Genomic DNA, 18154 nt, shown 5'->3' on the forward strand with positions numbered 1-18154 from the left:
GATGAATTTTGCTTCTCTGCCCGACCGCCGCGCCGAGCTCGACCCGCGTGGACGAGCCGTCGCCGACGGGTCCCAGTCGCTCACCAATGCCGAGTTGCTGGACCGCGTTCAAGCGGCATCTCGTCACCTTCGAGAGCTCGGGATCGGCCCCGGTGATGTCGTGGCCCTTCAGTTACGCAACCGCCTCGAGTTCGTGCTGCTGCTGTTCGCGGCCTGGCGGCTCGGCGCCACCATCACCCCGGTCAATCCAAGCCTGACCGATAACGAGGTCGTTCGACAGCTCGACGACTCCGATGCCCGCCTGTTGGTGGTGGAGGACGACATAACTCCGGTAGGCGGCATCACCACACTCGCGGTGGGTGACCTGCACACCGAGGTGTCGGATATCCCTGAACCGACGTCGGCACTGGATCTCCTGCATCGAACGGCGCTGGAGTGGGTTCAGCAGCCACAGGTGGACTCGTCCACGCTGGCCCTGCTCATCTACACCAGTGGCACCACGGGCGTTCCGAAGGGCGTAATGCTCGACCACGCCAACATCGATGCCATGGCGCTCATGGGAGTCGAGGCACTGGAGGTGGGACCGACCGACCGGTGCTTGTTGATCCTGCCACTGTTCCATGTCAATGGGATCGTGGTCAGTATCCTCACGCCGCTGCTCGCCGGTGCGAGTGTCGTCATCGCAGGCCGGTTCGATCCCCGAACCTTCTTCGATCTCGTCGAATCCGAGCGTCCCACCTTCTTCAGCGGGGTACCGACGATCTACAGCATTCTTGCCGCGCTCCCGGACGGTGTCCGGCCCGACACCTCGTCACTGCGTTTCGCCGTCTGTGGCGCGGCACCGGCCTCGGCCGAACTACTGACCCGATTCGAGGCCCGATACGGATTTTCCCTCATCGAGGGCTACGGGCTGTCCGAAGGAACATGCGGCACAACGATCAACCCGCTCACGGGCCCACGCCGCGCCGGGACAGTGGGACTTCCATTCCCGGGACAGGAGATTCGGATCGTCGACGATTCGGGCACCGAGGTCGCGCCGGGAGTTGACGGTGAGCTCGTCGTGCGCGGGCCCAACGTCATGCGCGGCTATCTCGGCCGTCCGGACGACACCGCGCGCGTCATCGTCGATGGCTGGTTGCACACCGGTGACGTCGGCCATGTCGACGTGGAGGGCTATCTGACGCTGGTCGGGCGATCGAAGGACATGATCATCCGCGGCGGCGAGAATATCTACCCCAAGGAGATCGAGGACGTCCTGGTCGACGACCCGTCCGTCCTCGAGGCCGCTGTGATCGGGGTACCCGACGAAAAATGGGGCGAGATCGTCGTCGCCTACGTGCAACCACGGCCGGACTCGGCGATCGATTCCGCCGCGCTGAAAGCTCTGTGCGCCGAGCGGCTCACGCCCTACAAACGCCCGACCTCGTTCATCGTGATGGACGCCATTCCGAAGAACGCGGTCGGCAAGATCGACAAGGGCTCGCTACGAACCACTCATGCTCGAGCCGCCGGGGCGTGAGGCCGTCGCACGCACGGTTACCACGATGACCCGCCACAAGATCCTGTGGCGGGTCATTGCTTTTGCGCGATGGCCAACAGCCCGAGGACATTCCTGATGCCCTCATCCAGCACGTCGTCGGCGAGCTGTCGGTCGGAAAGGGCGCGAGATAGCTGCAAGGTCCCGGCCATCATGGCGAAAACACTGAGCACCCGCGCACGCGCCGATTGCGGGTCATCCGGCCAGACCAGGGCGGCGATCTCATCGATGACCATCAACACACCGTCGGTATACGCCCGCCTCGTAGCATCCGAACAACGCCCGATCTCGTCGAGTAGCGCCGCCGAGGGACATCCGTCCTCGCGGCTGTCGCGATGTTCCGCCGACAGATACCAACGCACGAACTGTTCCAGTCCGACAAGGTCTCGCACCTGCGCACCGACGCTGTCCCCCTGTGCACGCAGCTGATCGGCGACCGCGTTCGCGACCAGATCCTCCTTGGACGCGAAGTGGGCATAGAAGGCGCCGTTGGTGAGCCCCGCATCCTTCATCAACGTGGCGACCCCCGAACCATCGATGCCGCTGCTCTTGAACCGGCGACCGGCCGCCTCGATGATCCGACGCCTCGTCGCTTCCTTGTGCTCACTCCCGTAACGCATCCCGTACTCCTTCGACGCCAGCACAGCCATTTTGCCTCTAGCCGCTCCCACTCTATTGTATTATGATCGTAATCCAATATGTAAGGTCGGGATCGGAGATAGCCGGGCCAGCGGCGCTCATCCACACATTCGAACCGAAACCCCAGAGGCCATCAGCGAGGCCGCGCCTCTGTCCGCACAAGAATCCGGCTCGAGACCGACCTGATCGAAAGGAAGATTTTCATGACCTCCCTGCACGACCCGCTGACATTGCCCTGCGGCCAGGTGCTCCCCAACAGGATCATGAAGGCCGCGCTGAGCGAAGCGCTGGGCAACAAGAAAAACTCCCCCGACGGCCGCTTGGAGCAGCTCTACGCGACCTGGAGCCAAGGCGGGTACGGCCTGCTCATCACCGGCAACGTCATGGTCGATCGCACGCAACTCGGCGAGCCGGGCAACATCGTCATCGAGGATGAGCGCGACCTCGACGCGCTGACCCGCTGGGCCAAGACAACCAAGGATGCGGGCGTCCCGATCTGGGTACAGCTCAACCATCCCGGTCGCCAGTCGAATCCCCTCGCGCTCGGACATACCCCCGTCGCCCCCAGCCCGATCCCCATGAACCTGCCCGGCGCGACCGTCCCTCGTGAGCTGACGCCCACGGAGATCGAAGACATCATCGAACGTTTCGCGGCCGCTGCGGCCGTATGCGAGACCGCGGGCTTCGACGGCGTACAGGTGCACGGCGCGCACGGATATCTTGTGGCACAGTTCCTTTCGCCGTTGACCAACCAGCGCGATGACGCCTGGGGCGGTGACCCTGAACGACGCATGCGCTTCGCGCTCGAGGTCGTCCGCCGCATCCGCGCGCGAGTGTCACCCGGTTTCGCGGTGGGCATCAAGCTCAACTCGGCCGACTTCCAGCGCGGCGGTTTCACCGAGGAAGAGTCCCGCGGCGTCGTGGCGGCACTGGCGCGCGAGGGCCTCGACCTGATCGAGGTCAGCGGTGGAAGCTACGAGGAGCCGGCCATGATGGGCACGGCCGCGGCCAGTACCCGGGCTCGGGAGGCCTACTTCCTGGAGTACGCCCGCACGGTCCGCGCCCTCGTCGGCGATATCCCGCTAGCGGTCACAGGCGGTTTCCGGTCCCGCGCCGCCATGGACGATGCGGTCCGCTCCGGTGAGTGCGACGTCGTCGGCATCGGCCGACCGACCGCCACGACGCCCGACGCCGCCGACATAATCCTCGCCGGGCGCGCGCAGGCCCTCACCGCGCACCGGATACAAGCCGGTATGCGCGGCGTCCTCAGCAAGGTCACCGATATCAAGGGGCTCGACGGATTTCTCGACCTCGGCTGGCACACAGACCAATTGCACCGTGTGGGTGCCGGTCTGGAGCCGGATCTGAATCGGGGTCGTATCGCCACTGCTCTCGCGTTGCTGCGCCGCAACGGCCGGGCGTCTTTCGGATCCAAGCGCGGCCTGTAAGTAGATACCCCGACAGAGTTAGGAGTCCGCGATGACTGCGATCAAAGACGCCGTCGTCCTTGTCACCGGCGGCAGCCGCGGCATCGGCAAGGCGATGGTCGAGGAGTTGTACGCTCGCGGCGCCGGCAAGGTTTATGCCACGGCCCGCAACCCGCGCAATGTCACCCACCCGGACGCCGTGCCCGTCGCGTTGGAGGTCACCGACCTCGATGCGGTTTCGGCCGCCGCCGAACTTGCCGGTGACGTCACGATCCTGATCAATAACGCGGGTGCCTCGGTCGGCGCGACCTTCCTCGGCTCCGCGCTCGACGATGTACGCCGGGAATTCGAGACGAACTTCTACGGACCGCTGTATCTCACCCGCGCCTTCGCACCGATCATCGAAGGCAACGGCGGCGGACACATCCTCAATGTCCACTCCGTACTGTCCTGGCTGGGCATCGCCGGGTCCTACAGTGCGTCCAAGGCCGCCCGCCCTGTGGTCGCAGACCAACTCCCTGCGCCTGGAATTGCGACCACGCGGTATCGCGGTCACCGGGCTGCACGTCGGCTACGTGGACACCGACATGACCGCCGGCGTCACCGCGCCCAAGTCCAGCGCCGCCGACGTCGCCACCCTCGCCCTCGACGGCATCGAGTCCGGAGCGTATGAGGTACTCGCCGACGACATCTCACGGCAGGTCAAGGCAGGACTTGCCGGGGACATCGCGGCGCAATATCCACAGCTGGCGAGCTGACACCGAACACTGCCGGGACCGCTAGACAACCTGATCGGCATCACGCCGAGATGACGCGTCGAAACTTCATCCCGTAGCCAACCAGTGCGGAGAGACGTGCCGCTGTTGCTGTCACCGTTCTCGTATTCGACGTACCGGGGAAGCTGAGCGTCACGGCTGCTGATTCCGGACCGTTCGCAGCCAGTCCCCGATCATGACGAGATCCGTGTCATCGAGACCGCGGGCGGCGTCGACGAGGTGGAGTAGGGCATGCCCGGCATGGTTCGCGCTCACCCAGTGCCGGTCGGCATCGGTGATCTCGTCATCGATCCAGGCGAATGGGCGTCCGGCCGCCCAGTCCACCAGATTTCGTGTCTTCCAGTGCAAGCCGGTCCGCCGGTCTTCTCGATATTGACGTTCGTCGGTGGACCGCGACCACGCGACCCGGGGCAGCGGCGGCAGTCCGATCCGCGTCGCGATCTCCGTATTCGCCTCCTCTTCCCAGGCAGTCGCCCAGACGAGCACACACGGCAGCGCCGAAAGCGCAAGCCCGGCCGCGCGTTTCAGCCCCGCGAAGTGCCACTCCGGATCCGGAATCGGGGGTCGCGGGCGCGGATCCCGGCCGATCGGCAGCAGCGGTCCGTCGATATCCAGGAAAAGTAGTGGGAGTGCCGTGCGGTCGCTCACCCGCATCACCCGCCGTCGAGTGAGCCGATCAGTATCCAACCGGCCACGCCGATCCACAAGGCGCCTATCGCGATCTCTATGCCGAGACCGACCCCTGGCCGCAGGCCGTAGGCCAAGGCATACGTCGTCATGCCTACTGGCACGACGCCGATGAACATCCAGGCGAACGTACGGAAGGCGAGCATGAGCCACCCGTCCCACCAGCCGAACAACAATCCCCACAGCAGGACACCGAGGCCGAAAAAGGCCAGGAACAGCCAGTAGCCGAGCGTCTCGCCGGACTTCGGCAGAAACCACTCGCTCCCGTCGGTCACCTCCACTCCGACGACCTCCCCGCGCCAGAGTCGCAGTGTGGCCGGTTGCCCCTCCCGTGCCTTACCGTAGAAGCTCGACGACACCTCGCGGGTCTGCCGCGACCCGTCGGTCCGCTGCCAGGTGACCTCGTAGTTCGTGGTCGTGGTCGTGCTCATGTGGCCGTCGGAGTCGGTCTGCGTCGTCGTCGTGGTGTAGGTGCGCCGCCCCGCAATGGAACCCCGCTCGCTGGCCAAACAGTCGGCCGCACTCGCCCCGCACCCCACGGCCGCCCGGAACTCCCGGGTCTGCCGGTATGGGCCAGCGGCGCAGGCGAGCGCTATGACAAGCACACCCAGACCGAGCGCGACGATGATCCACTGCCGAAGAGAACGCTCACACAAGGATCCTCCGTACGGCCGTCGCCGGAGCCTCACAACCCACCCCCACGCGATCCCGCGCAACGTCGCGACCATGTCCGCCCCTGCTCGGTTCGGCCCCTGTTCATCGGTGTACCTCCAGTGAAAGTCATTGGCGTCGACCTCCTTACTGGAAACAACCACCACGCATGCCGAAAGGTTGGGTCACCCGTTGCGCGCCATCCGTCCCGCGCGGCCCAGCCGTCGAGCGGGTCGCGACCTTCTACCCGGAGGTCACCATTGCCTTCATCGTCGCCGACGAACGGCAGTGTCACGTGGCGCTGCTGTTGTCGCCGTTCTCGTACTCGACGTACCGGGAGAGCTGAGCCTCGTCGGACGCATCTTGCTCGAACCCCGCCAGCTGAGACCCCGCGCCACCACTACCGCAGAACATCACCCACCGATCCCGGGACCTGCGCCCACCGATATACACCGGACTCCGGACACCACAGGTCCGCGATCGGTCGCACCCTGGCGCGCATCGGCGCCGGTGACCACCGGGATGTGGTGGCCCGCAAGTGCTTCCGATTCGGACTCCAACGTCACCCGCCTGCGACCAGCACCGCAGACAGTCATCGGGCCACGTTGACCAGCTGGAAGCTGATGTCCATCACAACAGATCGGGTCTTATCGCCAAACGCCCCGCGATCACCGTCGCGAACCCCGGACCGAGAATCGCCCCCGTCAAACGCAACACGAACCCGACCGACACAGCCACTGCCGAGACAAGGCGCATGTTCACTACCGAGGCCATCGGATCCGAGCTGCCGCTGCACACCGCCGTAGCCCTACTCGGCCACCTCGATCTCGACACCACCCGCGGCTACACCGCCGTCTTCGCCGAGGACGTCGTCAGGCATCACCAGCAATTCATCACACACCGCCGCGCCCTGCCCGACAGCGACGAATACCGCCACGTCACACCCGAGGAATGGACCGAGTTCGAAAAGCACTTCCTGCTGCGCCGGGTCGAACTCGGCGACTGCTTCCGACCCTACGGGACACCCTGCATCCACTTCCCCGGCAAGTCTGAGCGTGTTGCGGACCTGTCTGAACTCACGGGTTCGCGGCCGACGAGGGGTGCGGGGGCGTCGCAGTTAACTCGAATAGCTCCAACCAGCGTTCCCGTGTCGCCCGGTAGGGCTGGAGCATCTCGACGAGCCGCGTCGGCCGGGCACTCCAGTTGTAGCTGCGGTAGTCGGGACCGAAGTCGCCGGCCTTGCCGCCGTACTCGATGTATTCGTTGGGCAGATCCCAGGCGTGTTCGCCTGTTAGAAGGATGATGTCAGCGGATCCGAGGGGATCCAGCACATAGCTGACGATTATCGGGCTCTGGCTGTACTGCTGATACACGGCCAGACCGGCGGTGGCTCCCTTCACCTGGATTTGTGCAACCCGAAATGGATCGACTCCGTACACGAAGAGGTCGACGCCTTGATCGACGACCGGCGTCGCGAGGAACAGCTCGGTCAGGCGCGTCAAAGACACCTCGGTGGCGGCAACTGCTGCACGCTCGACGCGCTGGTTCTGAATGCGGCGCTGGACGTGAATATCGATGGATTCCAACAGCTTTCCTCTCAGCGGCGTCCCGGGAGAGACGTGCTTACACAGCCTAGGTGCACGATCGGACAGCGGGCATAGGAAAGATCGCGAAGGCATTCCCCGGAAGGTCCAGACGTGTTGCTTGCTGACGTGTTGTGATGCGCCGCATGGAATCTGGTGCCTGTGACCTGCTCGGCGGAGAGTGGCTGTTGTACTGGACGGCTCGGGACGTGCCTGTGCCGCGGGGGTTCCTCCCGCAACTGGATCAATGGGCCACCATCGACAGCCGCGAGCGCGCGCTGAGCATCGACCCCGGAACGCCGATCCTGATTGACCCGGCGGGCCGCATCGATCCCCGGCTGGCCTACTTCCTGCGCCGGTCGCGGTTCGGGTTTCTGGCCGAGGAGACCAAGCACGCCTACGCCAAGGACTACCGGCTGTTCTTCACTTTCCTGCATCAGCGCGAAAAGTATTGGAACCAAGCCGATTACGAGGACATTGACGATTACGAGTCGTGGCGGCGGCGGTCGGAGGACAACCCGCGCCGCATCGGGGGCAGCAAGTGGGCGCGGGAGCTGGCAGCGTTCAAGCTGCTCTACGGGTGGGCGGTGGCGGTCGGGCACATCGACCGTTCCCCGGTGCTGACGCACACAGTGCGGCTCCGCGACGGCACGATGGTGGAGGTCGCGAACAACCAGCCCAAAGACGTCCGGGTGTCGAACGTGAAGTGGCTGACGCCACGCACCTACCGGTTGTGGCGGGATATCGGGCTGCGCGGCTACACCGCGGCCGGTCTGCCGCAGGTGGGGTGGCGGGGCCGCAACGACGGCCGCAACGCCGCCTTCGCGGACCTGCTGTTCGACAGCGGACTGCGATTGCGGGAAGGCGGTTGCCTGCTGACGGTGGAAGTGCCGCACGCGTTGTCGGGCCAGGTCTACTACGAGGGGACTGTGGCCGCGGCGATCGCCAAACGGCGCGAGCGCATGTTCTACGTGTCGGCGTCGGCGCTGGCGGGCGTAACCACTTACATGGCGACAACTCGGCGGGCCGCGATCCGGCGGGCGCAGCGACGGGGCCGATACGACCGGCTGCGCGGCGTCCGGGTCGTCACCCGGATCTCGGACGGGAAGGACTGCCGCATCGGATGGGAGGATCGGTTGGGACGTCGGGGCGAGGAAGCGATCCGGCTGATCGGTGAGCGAGGCCGGCGGTTGCTGTTCATCGAGGGCAGCTCAGGGCTGGAGCCGTTGGCACTGTGGTTGACCGAGGGCGGGATGCCGATGGATTACCGCTCTTGGGAGGCGGTATTCCGGTCGGCGAATCGGCGCTGCGCCCGGTTCGGCAAGCCCATCGTGGCGTCTCCGCACACCTGTCGTCACTCGTTCGCTCTGAAAATGTTGGTGACGCTACATCGGGCGTTGGATCGGCGGTTCGGGTTGAGCCGCGAGGAACGCGACGACCTGCGCAAGGTCTACGGTGATGCGTTCGCGCTGGTCAAAGACCTTCTAGGGCACCGGAGCGAGCAGACGACGCGGGAGACGTACCTCGAACCGTTGAACGGGATCCGCCTGGCCACGATGCTCGAGGGCAGCGAAGACCTCGACACCGTGCTGGCCCGGGTCGCCGCGTCGAGCCGACGCGTGATGGACCTCGGCGAGGACGAACAGTGACCTCACGCCGTCACCAGCGCCGAGCCGCGCTGCCCGGCGCAAGCTACACGCGGCCGTCGTCCCTGGACCCGACAGGGCTGCTCGTCACGGTGTTCGGCGAAAGCGGCGGAGTGGAAGGCACTTTCGACTTCACCCCGTTGCCCGGCAGCATCGAGCTGCGTCGCGCGTTCGCTGCCGCGCTGGACCGCAAATCTGGACCGGCGGCGACATGGCGATCCGGGGAGACCTGCCGGAACGGATACTGGGCACTGCGCGCGTTCCTGGAGTATTTGGTGGGTCGCGACGATGCGCCGTCGACGGCGGCACAGATCAGCCCGGGGATGTGGGCTGCGTGGCGATTGTCGTTGCCGCACAACCACACTGCCCGCAATCGGCAGGCTTTGCTGCGGACGGTGCTGCCGCTTATCCCCGGTCTTCCTGCAGAGACGGTGACCGCGATCGACCAGCGGATCGCGAAGGGCCCGCATACAACGGAGGCCGCCTACTCCTACGAGCAGTTCGAGCAGATCCGATCCAAGGCTGCGGCCATGTTCAACACCGCGTTGGTCCGGATCCGCCGCAACCGCGAGCATCTGCGCCGCTGGTATTCCAGCGAATACGCCGAGGGCAGCACGGATTGGGTGCTCGGCGAAGCGTTGGATGCGATTCTCCGCACTGGAGACGTCCCCCGCTACGGAGGACATGCGGACGTAGTCCATCGGTATACCCGCGTGCTGGGTGGACGCGGCGCCGACAAAACCTGGGCCAGACTGTTTCTGACCAGTGCCGAGGCGTTCGCGCTGGTGGTGTTGCTGGTGGCCAGCGAGGGATGGAATCGAAGCGTGGTGCACCGGATGCGTGTCCCCGATCATGACCCAGCCGTCGGCGACGAGGAGTTCGACATCCACCTGGTGGAGATCTGTAAACGGCGTCGCCCGGTCCGGCTGCGCTACACCAGCAACAACCTCGTCGACACCGGCCCCGACAGTCCTGGCCGGTTGATGCGCCAGGCAATCGAAGCGACCGAACTGGCTCGCCAGAGTCTCGAGCTGCTCGGCCGGTCGACGGATCGGCTGCTGGTCAGCCGCCGCTCCGGCACCCCCGAAGATCCGTTCTGCGAAGGCATTCCAGCCCAGAGCGTCATCAGCCGATGGTCCGTCCAAGCTGGGCTGTCTGCCCCGGACGAGACACCGCTGCGGGTGAGCTTGCGCCGGGTCCGCCGCACCGTTCAAGTGCTCATCCGCAAACAGCCGGCGCAGAACACCGAACAGACCCACGAATCGGTCTACGTGCTGCGCGACCCCTCCGCCAGGGCGGAGGCCCAGGAAACGATCGCCAAGGGGCTCTCCGACGCTCTCGACCATGCCCACGCGGTGGTGAAGATGCGAATCGTTCTCGGCGACAACGCTAATGAGCTGATCGAGCTGTCCGACGACCCCGACCTGGCCAGAGCGATCCAGCGCGGCGAGATGGACACCGCCACGACTGCCTGCACGGACTTCTTCGACAGCCCGTTCAGTGACGAACCAGGCACGCCCTGCACCGCTTCGTTCCTGTGGTGCCTGCGCTGCGAGAACGCCGTCATCACACGGCGGCACCTGCCGCGCCTGGTCTATCTGCACCGCGGGCTCAACGAACTGCGAGGAACCGTCGACCAAGCCGTCTGGGACCAGGACTGGCACCAACACTTTCACCGCCTGCACCAACTGCTCGCCGAACACACCACCACCGCAGAGCAAGCCGCCGCCTTGCCCACGATCAGCAACATCGACCGAATACTGATCGACCGGCTTCTGAATCGAAGGCTCGACGGTTGACGACATCACTTACCGCCAGTGGCCAGGCCGACGACACCTGGCTCATCAGGCCCGACGACCCATTCGCCACCACCGACCGGTTGCCTGAAGGCACCGACTCGGACCAGGTATCACGATTCGGCGATCAACGCTGGAACTACACCCTTCTCGGCAGACGCCGCAGCGAAGGCAGTCAGACGGTGAACTGGGAAGCATTTCCCGAGACACTGCGCGAATCGTTCCGCAGAGCCGGATGGGCCCTGGTGAACCTGCCAACCCCGGCCGCGCTGCTCAACCGCGCCGCCACAGCCCGCGTCGAATGGCCGGCACCCGGCACCATGGCGCAAGTCTTCCGCGGATGGCGCCGCTTCGCCGTCTGGCTCAGCGGCCACAATGTCACCCGTCTTCGCCAGGTCGGCCACGACCTGCTCGCCGACTACGCCGCCTATGTCGGCCGTCGCGGCTGCTCGGTCGCCACCGCGCAAGACGAACTCAACGCGGTCACACTGTTGTGGGGATTCGCCCCGCACCTGCTCGCCATGGATCGAATCCCGATGCCGCCCTGGGAAAACGAAGGCGTCAAGCACTACCTTGCCACCGACACCACACCGAACGAGAACACCACGCCGGCCATCCACCCGGCGGTGATGTCACCACTGCTGATCTGGTCGCTGCGATTTCTCGACCTCGCCGACGACATCACCGTGGCCTGGCATGAGCAGCAGCGGATCCTCGCTCGGGTCCGAGAACACACCAATCCCCACGCCACCGACGCACTGCGCGGGTTCCTGGAGACCTGGGTCGCCGAGCATGGCGAACTGCCCGGCGGCGTCACCCGCGGAAAACGCGGGATCGCCGCCAAATATCTCGCTGGGCTGTTCGACACCAGCGAACGCCACGCCAAATACGAGGCCACCAAGTATCGCGAAAGCAACGTGCCGGTCGGGCTCTACGCACCGCTGTTGTCACCTGTGAACGGGGCCATTCACGGTCGGAAATGGAAGCCGCACATCCACTTTCACGAAGCTCCGCTGCTCATGACCCGCCTGGCAACGGCGGCGATGATCGTGATCCTCTACCTCAGCGGCGTCCGCCCCGGTGAAGCCCTCGAACTCCAAGTCGGCTGCTGTCCCGACCCGATCGACAATGGCACCGGCAGCATCCGCTACCAGCTCCACGGCCTGTTCTTCAAAGGCGCACGCAACCTGGACGGGACACCCGCCCGGGGCGGTGTCGCCCGCGACATGCCCTGGACCGTGGTCCCGCCGGTCGCTACCGCCGTCCGGGTGCTCGAACGGATGGTTGACGGGCCCATACTGTTTCCGACGAACCCGCCCTGGATCACCGGCAGCTGCGACCGGCGGCGCCCCGGCAACGTCATGACAACCTTGGCCGCGAACACCCGTATCCGATCGTTCATCGCCTGGGTCAACGACTACGCGACGAGCAACGGCCTCGACGACGAACGCATCCCCACAGATCCTGACGGTGACGTTGTGGTCATGCGTTTCCGCCGCACCGTCGCCTGGCACATCGGCCGCCTTCCCGGCGGCCGCGTCGCCCTGGCGATGCAATACGGGCACCTGCGCACATCCGTTGTCGGCGAAGGCTACTCCGGCAGAGCCCGCCAGGGCCTGCGGCGAATCCTCGACGTCGAAACCGCCCAAGCAATGGCCGACTACCTCGACACAGTCGCTGGCGAACTGCACAACGGGCAGGGTGTTTCCGGCCCGGCCGCTGGACGCATGATCCAGGCAGCACACAACGCGCGCAGCCGATTCGAAGGCAGGTTCCTCACCCCAAGGCAGGCCGAAGCTCTGCTCGAAGAACCCGAATTCCAGGTCTACGACAACCCGAACGCGTTCCTGACCTGCAACTACGATCCCGCCAAGGCGCTCTGCCACCCCGAGCGGACCCGCCGGAACAACCGGGAATTGCCGCCTGCCATCGACCGCTGCGATCCCGCCTGCGCCAACATCGCCCGAACCGACACCCACATCAACCAACTCCGGCACGAGATCACCCAGCTGACAGACCAAGTCGCCCACCGTCTCACACCGATCCCGTTGAAACAACGACTCACCCAGCGCATCACGGCCTTGCAGCGCATCGCCAGCCGGCACGAGCGCACCAAGACCACCATCGAGGAGCCAGAACAACCGTGACCGACCAGGAAGAACGCGACGCGATCATCGCCGCCATGGACCGCCTCTTCGCCGGAACACCTCTCCGGTCCTCCGGCAACCTCGACATCATCAGCCTGGCCGAGGAAGCCGGACTGAAGCGAAACAAGCTGACCCACAAACACACCGACCTCAAAGACCGCTTCTACGCCGAATGCCGAGCACGCGAAGGAATAACTGACCGAGAAGTCAAGCTACACAACCAAATTGCACAGCTGAAAGCACGCGTCGACGAACTTCGGGAAGAACGCGACAACTACCGCACCGCCAACGAAATCTTTGCCCGCGCCCTGCACACCCTCACCATCGAGAACGACAACTTGCGACGCAGCGCCAGCCGGTCATACCCAGCGCACCTCACGGTCATAGATCCCGACCGACACTGCCCAGCCGACTGACCCCCAGCCCTCCAGAGCCACATCTCGGGCCGTCACGGCCTCAGCAACCGCGCAACAGCACCACCGGCAACACAGCAAATTTCCGGGGAACAGCATGAACACGCTTGCGTGCGTTGCCCATTCCTGCGACTAGACCTCACCCAACGCACCCGACTCGAACAAATGCAATGCCCCGCGCCCGCCTTGACGAGGCCCGTCAACGCCAGTGGCTAGGCGAGGTCAGCGCCTGCAGAAAACCCTGCGCCATATCGACGCGAAACTCGCCTGACGGGCCCGCGCCGCTGTCCGAGGTGGCTACATCGGTGAATCCTGACGCAATTGACCGGCGAATCCTGACGGAACCCCGGACAGTCGAGATGAGTCCTTCGATGCGAAGAAAGACTGTAGGGCTGTTCTGCGAGCTGAAATTTCGGCTCAGGACAGTTTCGCTTCGGGGGCGAAGGCGGGCAGCTTCTCGAGACTGCTGCGCACGGCCTCGGCGCCGTAGTCGAACATCTGCCGCTCGTAGTCGTCGACCGCGCTGTGCAGGTCCTGGCGGTCTTCGATGGCCTCGATCAGGCAGCGGCGCAGCAGGTCGGCATCGCGCAACGCGGTGTTCGCGCCGTTGCCGCCGGTCGGGGAGGTGGCGTGAATAGCGTCGCCGAGCAGCGTGACTGGGCCGGGCGCCCAGCGCTGGCCGGGCTCGACCACCCGGATGGACAGCGGCGTGCTGTTGTCCGGGTCGGCCTGTTCGATCAGCGCGCGCAGCTGCGGGTGCCAACCTTGCATCCTGGACAGGACGGCGTCCTGCGCGGTCAGGTCCGCCAGCGAACCGTTGGGCGGCAGGATCATGGCCCAGCGCACGTAATCCCCGATGTCGGGCAGTGAGACTTCGGGGGCCAGTTGTTCGGCGGCCTGCTTGGGCGGGGTGGGGAAACGCATCGCGCCCAGCAGCAGGCTGACGCCGTCACCGGTGATCTTCGATCCGTAGGCCTTGGACAGGCCGGCGAACTCGTCGGTCAGTGGGGTGCGGCCGATGACGAACCGGACGCCGGTGTCGGTCGGGGTGGTCTGTGGCGACAGCACCCCGCGAACCGCTGAGGTGATGCCGTCCGCGCCGACGAGCAGGTCGGCGGTGGCCGGGTCGCGGCGGGCGAACTGGGCTCGGACTTTGCCACCGGCGAGGACGTCGTAGCCGGTGAGTGCGGCGTCGGTGTGCACGGTGAGGCCGGTCAGCAGCAGGTGTCGTAGCACTTGGCGGTCGACGACGATGCCAGTCCGGCTCGCGCCGAGCCTGCCGATCTCGTTCAATTGCGGGTCCAGGATCAGCTGCTCGGCGGAGGCGTCCGTGACGATCTCATTCAGCAGTGGGTGCCAGCGCGTCGGCAGGCAGTCGCGCAGCGCCTGAAAACCGATTGGGTTCAGCACGAGCCGATAGCCCTGGAACCGCGCGACAATCCCCGGGTCGCGTTCGAACACGTCGGCCTCGATCCCGGCACCACGAAAGCCCTGTGCGAGCGCCAGACCTCCCAGACCGGCTCCGACAACGGCAACTCGCATCGCACACCTCCGCGAACATCGATATCGAACTAAGTTCGTTATAGCGATCTAAGTTCTATCTAACGAACTTAGATCGTGTCAAGGTAGAGTTCCGGCATGCCCGCCGCTCCCCGCCAACGCCGCGCCGCTCGCCACGCCCAACCCGCAGCGGAGGCCGCCGCACCGGCACCGCGCAAGAAGCCGATCACCGTCGAACGGATCACCGATGCTGCCCTGGAAGTCGTCGCCACCGACGGGTATGACGCCCTGACCATCCGGCGGGTCGCCGCCGTGCTCGACACCGGTCCGTCGTCGCTGTACGCACACATCGTCAACAAGGACGACCTCGACGAGCTGCTGATCGGCAGACTCTACGCCGAAGTCGTGCTCCCCCAACCGGACCCGGCCGGATGGCGCGAGCAGCTACTCGGGGTGTACACGCAGATCCGCGACCAGTACCTGAAATACCCCGGCGTCTCGCGTGCCGCGCTGGCCACGGTGCCGACCAATCTCGAGACGCTGCGCGTCGGCGAAGGAATCCTGGCGATCCTGCTCGCGGGTGGCATCGAGCCGAGGACGGCCGGATGGGCCCGCGATGCGCTCTCCCTCTACGTCATCGCCTATGCGCTCGAACAGTCGCTGGTTCAGCGACGGCGCCGACGCCAGGATCAGGAATGGGTGCTCAGCCACGAGGAGTTGTTGGACCGCTTCACCGCCCTGCCCGCCGAGAAATTCCCGCTGACTCGACGTCATGCCGCCGAGCTGATCTCCGGCACCGGACCCGACCGGTTCGAGTTCACCCTTGGCCTACTCATGAACAATCTGCGGCCCGCATTCGATTGACCCACGGCGCGCGGTGGCCACAAGGATCGACTACCGGAACGACAGCTCGATCCAGCCGACCGCGATCGAGATCCTCCTCGGACAAAGTCGGTGAATCACCAGTGTGTTCTTGGCGTTGTGCCGGCAGCCGGTCATACATTCGCCGCAGTGGGTGCAGGCGCGCCGGTCCGGCCCGGCGCCGCCGAAGAACGGGTCGGGTACATCCTCGCCCGGCCGGCGCCCGGGCCCGCCGAAGAACACACCCACCGGTGTGCGCTGGTAAGTGTCGGCGATTCCCATGTCCTCCGCGACCGCCGCGATGACGCGGTCCGCAGGCGTGATCGCCGGATTGACAGTGACACCCAGCATGCGCTTCGCCTGGTCGTAATGTGCTGCCAGCTCGGCCTTCCAGTCGGTAATATGCGCCCACCGGCCGTCGGCGAAGAAGGTATCCGGCGGCTCGTACAGGGTGTTTGCGTATATCAGGGAGCCGCCGCCCACCCCGGCTCCGGCCAGCACAAAAGTGTCCTCGAGTAGCGTCATCCGCTGAATTCCGTAGCAGCCCAGCGCCGGTGCCCATAGGTAGCGCCGGATACGCCACGAGTTTGCGGGAACTCGTCGTCGGCGAACCGGCGGCCGGCCTCGAAAACACCGACGCGGTAACCTTTCTCGGTCAGGCGCAGCGCGCTCACGCTGCCACCGAAGCCCGAGCCGACGACTATGACGTCGTAATCGAAAGTCATGGGCACTTTACCTTTCAGGATCGCATTCAGGCGAGGCGAGGTCATCCGGAAGTCGGAGGGATTCGAACCGATGGTCTCGCGACGGTAGGCGGTCACGGATCTTTCACTTGTAGCCTGTCCCGCACACGCCCAGCGATTTCTACCGCTGTGGGTATCAGGAGCCGGGGACAGGATCAGCCCGAACAGCGGCAAGAGGATTGTCGGTTTGGGTTCCGGTCATCGGCGGGAGTCTCGGAATCTCAGAGATGATCCCTTCCCAGGGCGAATTTTCAGGGGCAAGTAGCTAGAAGATCTTTCGTAGGATCTGCAGCGCCCGTTTGCTGTATGGGGGATAGATCAGCTGCAGATCCGGGTGGAAGGTCTTGCGCAACACCGCTTTCCGGTGACTGAGCGCTTCGAACCCCCAGCGGCCGTGGTAGGCGCCCATACCACTGGCGCCGACACCTCCGAACGGTAGCTGCGGCACCAGGCAGTGCATGGCGACATGGTTGATCACCGCACCGCCGGACGGGATCTCGTCCACCAGGCGCTCGCTCACCGCCGCCGATTTCGTAAAGTAGTACCCGGCAAGCGGTTTCGGCCGGGAATTCACGAACGAGATCGCATCGTCGAGGCTTTCGTACGACAACACCGGCAGAATAGGTCCGAAGATCTCCTCCTGCATGACCGCATCGTCGGGATCCGGGTCGACGATCACGGTCGGCTCGATCGACAACGACGCCTCGGTGACCCGTCCGCCCAGCGCGATCGTGCCGCGCGTCTGCGCGAGATAGGTCGCCAGTCGCGCGAATTGGCGCTCGTTGACGATCCGGCGGCCGTCTGCGCCCCCCTCCCCCTCGAATTGCTCGATCGCCGCTACGATCTCGTCCACCAGCCGATCCCGGATACGGTGATCGGCCAGCACGTAGTCCGGCGCGATGCAGGTCTGTCCCGAGTTCACACACTTGACCCAGGCGATCCGGCGGGCCGCGATAGCGATGTCGGCGTCGGCGGTCACGATTACCGGGCTTTTACCGCCGAGCTCCAAGGTCACCGGAGTCAGCGTCGCCGCGGCCGCGGCCATGATCTTCCTGCCGATTTGGTCGCCGCCGGTGAACAGTACGTGGTCGAAACCCTGCGCCAGCAGCTCCTGGGTCACCGGGGCGTCACCCTCGACCACGACGACCGCCTCGGAGTCCAGGTATTCCGGAACCAGCCGAGCCAGCAGGGCCGACGTGGCCGGCGCCAACTCGGACGGCTCGAGTATCGCGCAGTTGCCCGCGGCCAGCGCGGCCACCAGCGGCGAAAGAGTCAGGTACACTGGGTAATTCCACGGGCCGATGACCAGAACGACGCCGAGCGGCTCGTACTGCACCCAGGCCGAACCCGGATACTGCACCAGCGGCAGGGGCTGCCGACGTCGGCGCATCCACCGGCGCAGGTGTCTCAGGGCGAACACGGCCTCACCCCTGGTGGACGATATGTCGCCCATCCAGGCTTCGGCCCGGCTGCGTCCAAGATCACTGGCCAGCGCGGCTACGATCTGATCCTCCTGCTCATCGAGCAGCCGGATCACGTTCCGCAACTGCTCCGCACGCCAGGTGCGGTTTCGGGTCCGGCCCGAGGCGAACTCGCGGCGAACCCGTGCCATCGCATCGGGGATGTCGGGCACAGTGGAGACCGCTGGTGCGGTAGTCGGTATGGACATCTTCGTTACCTCTGAGAAGCTCCGTCACGCCTTCGGCGATGGAATCAGGCCGTGTTCGAGAAGTAGTTCCGTGCCCGCG

At 65.5% G+C, this 18154-nt stretch carries 16 protein-coding genes and 2 pseudogenes; 10 read left to right on the top strand and 8 right to left on the bottom strand.

What is annotated here, in order from left to right; translation table 11 throughout:
- The first annotated feature begins 1 nt into the window (after position 1).
- A complete protein-coding gene (locus tag ACQP2U_RS22285) occupies positions 2-1519 on the top strand; it encodes a class I adenylate-forming enzyme family protein (protein ID WP_433709256.1) in 1518 nt (505 codons plus the stop codon).
- 53 nt (positions 1520-1572) lie between these two features.
- Here the strand turns inward: ACQP2U_RS22285 and ACQP2U_RS22290 are convergent, their stop codons facing one another.
- Positions 1573-2157, bottom strand: a complete 585-nt coding sequence (locus tag ACQP2U_RS22290) for a TetR/AcrR family transcriptional regulator (RefSeq protein ID WP_433709257.1) — start codon at positions 2155-2157, stop codon at positions 1573-1575.
- Positions 2158-2379: 222 nt separating this feature from the next.
- Between ACQP2U_RS22290 and ACQP2U_RS22295 the strand changes: the two genes are divergently transcribed.
- The 3 genes and pseudogenes from ACQP2U_RS22295 to ACQP2U_RS22305 all read left to right on the top strand — a co-directional run bounded on the left by ACQP2U_RS22295 (position 2380) and on the right by ACQP2U_RS22305 (position 4508).
- Positions 2380-3624 (top strand): NADH:flavin oxidoreductase/NADH oxidase family protein, encoded by a 1245-nt coding sequence (locus ACQP2U_RS22295; RefSeq protein ID WP_433709258.1) that lies wholly within the window; start codon positions 2380-2382, stop codon positions 3622-3624.
- A gap of 31 nt (positions 3625-3655) precedes the next feature.
- A pseudogene (locus tag ACQP2U_RS22300) lies at positions 3656-4361 on the top strand (SDR family oxidoreductase).
- A gap of 84 nt (positions 4362-4445) precedes the next feature.
- Positions 4446-4508 carry a hydroxyisourate hydrolase gene (locus ACQP2U_RS22305; RefSeq protein ID WP_433716552.1) on the top strand — a complete coding sequence of 21 codons (63 nt, stop codon included), beginning with the start codon at positions 4446-4448 and terminating at the stop codon, positions 4506-4508.
- A 3-nt stretch (positions 4509-4511) separates the two neighbouring features.
- On the opposite strand, the gene ACQP2U_RS22310 is transcribed toward ACQP2U_RS22305, so the two are convergent.
- Both ACQP2U_RS22310 and ACQP2U_RS22315 read right to left on the bottom strand, forming a co-directional pair.
- The gene (locus tag ACQP2U_RS22310; protein ID WP_433709259.1) at positions 4512-5027 is read right to left on the bottom strand and encodes an HAD domain-containing protein; all 516 of its coding nucleotides are present in this window, start codon (positions 5025-5027) and stop codon (positions 4512-4514) included.
- A gap of 5 nt (positions 5028-5032) precedes the next feature.
- On the bottom strand, positions 5033-5722 hold the full coding sequence (locus ACQP2U_RS22315; RefSeq protein ID WP_433709260.1) for a hypothetical protein: 690 nt from the start codon (positions 5720-5722) through the stop codon (positions 5033-5035).
- 164 nt (positions 5723-5886) lie between these two features.
- Between ACQP2U_RS22315 and ACQP2U_RS22320 the strand changes: the two genes are divergently transcribed.
- A complete protein-coding gene (locus tag ACQP2U_RS22320; RefSeq protein ID WP_433709261.1) occupies positions 5887-6063 on the top strand; it encodes a hydroxyisourate hydrolase in 177 nt (58 codons plus the stop codon).
- 462 nt (positions 6064-6525) lie between these two features.
- Here the strand turns inward: ACQP2U_RS22320 and ACQP2U_RS22325 are convergent, their stop codons facing one another.
- Positions 6526-6753 carry a hypothetical protein gene (locus tag ACQP2U_RS22325; protein WP_433709262.1) on the bottom strand — a complete coding sequence of 76 codons (228 nt, stop codon included), beginning with the start codon at positions 6751-6753 and terminating at the stop codon, positions 6526-6528.
- 40 nt (positions 6754-6793) lie between these two features.
- Positions 6794-7303, bottom strand: a complete 510-nt coding sequence (locus ACQP2U_RS22330; RefSeq protein WP_433709263.1) for a hypothetical protein — start codon at positions 7301-7303, stop codon at positions 6794-6796.
- A 143-nt stretch (positions 7304-7446) separates the two neighbouring features.
- Between ACQP2U_RS22330 and ACQP2U_RS22335 the strand changes: the two genes are divergently transcribed.
- From ACQP2U_RS22335 to ACQP2U_RS22350, 4 genes are read left to right on the top strand one after another with little or no spacing between them, the layout of a single operon-like run.
- The gene (locus tag ACQP2U_RS22335; RefSeq protein WP_433709264.1) at positions 7447-8949 is read left to right on the top strand and encodes a site-specific integrase; all 1503 of its coding nucleotides are present in this window, start codon (positions 7447-7449) and stop codon (positions 8947-8949) included.
- Entirely contained in the window at positions 8946-10745 is a 1800-nt protein-coding gene (locus ACQP2U_RS22340) for a hypothetical protein (protein WP_433709265.1), read from the top strand. Before ACQP2U_RS22335 ends, ACQP2U_RS22340 begins: the two co-directional genes overlap by 4 nt.
- Positions 10742-12889 carry an integrase gene (locus tag ACQP2U_RS22345; RefSeq protein ID WP_433709266.1) on the top strand — a complete coding sequence of 716 codons (2148 nt, stop codon included), beginning with the start codon at positions 10742-10744 and terminating at the stop codon, positions 12887-12889. The genes ACQP2U_RS22340 and ACQP2U_RS22345 overlap by 4 nt, the downstream gene beginning before the upstream one ends.
- Positions 12886-13305 carry a hypothetical protein gene (locus ACQP2U_RS22350; protein ID WP_433709267.1) on the top strand — a complete coding sequence of 140 codons (420 nt, stop codon included), beginning with the start codon at positions 12886-12888 and terminating at the stop codon, positions 13303-13305. The genes ACQP2U_RS22345 and ACQP2U_RS22350 overlap by 4 nt, the downstream gene beginning before the upstream one ends.
- A gap of 414 nt (positions 13306-13719) precedes the next feature.
- Here ACQP2U_RS22350 and ACQP2U_RS22355 read toward each other — a convergent pair whose 3' ends face one another.
- A complete protein-coding gene (locus ACQP2U_RS22355) occupies positions 13720-14844 on the bottom strand; it encodes an FAD-dependent oxidoreductase (RefSeq protein WP_433709268.1) in 1125 nt (374 codons plus the stop codon).
- Positions 14845-14940: 96 nt separating this feature from the next.
- Between ACQP2U_RS22355 and ACQP2U_RS22360 the strand changes: the two genes are divergently transcribed.
- Positions 14941-15666: a TetR/AcrR family transcriptional regulator gene (locus ACQP2U_RS22360; RefSeq protein ID WP_433709269.1), complete on the top strand. Its 726-nt coding sequence runs from the start codon at positions 14941-14943 to the stop codon at positions 15664-15666.
- 96 nt (positions 15667-15762) lie between these two features.
- Here the strand turns inward: ACQP2U_RS22360 and ACQP2U_RS22365 are convergent.
- Positions 15763-16388: pseudogene (locus tag ACQP2U_RS22365) on the bottom strand (FAD-binding protein); the annotation flags it as partial.
- Between the two features lie 283 nt (positions 16389-16671).
- A complete protein-coding gene (locus ACQP2U_RS22370) occupies positions 16672-18018 on the bottom strand; it encodes an aldehyde dehydrogenase family protein (protein ID WP_433716553.1) in 1347 nt (448 codons plus the stop codon).
- Between the last annotated feature and the right edge of the window lie 136 nt (positions 18019-18154).

The organism is Nocardia sp. CA-084685 (genome assembly GCF_050955785.1).
Taxonomy (GTDB): Bacteria; Actinomycetota; Actinomycetes; order Mycobacteriales; family Mycobacteriaceae; genus Nocardia.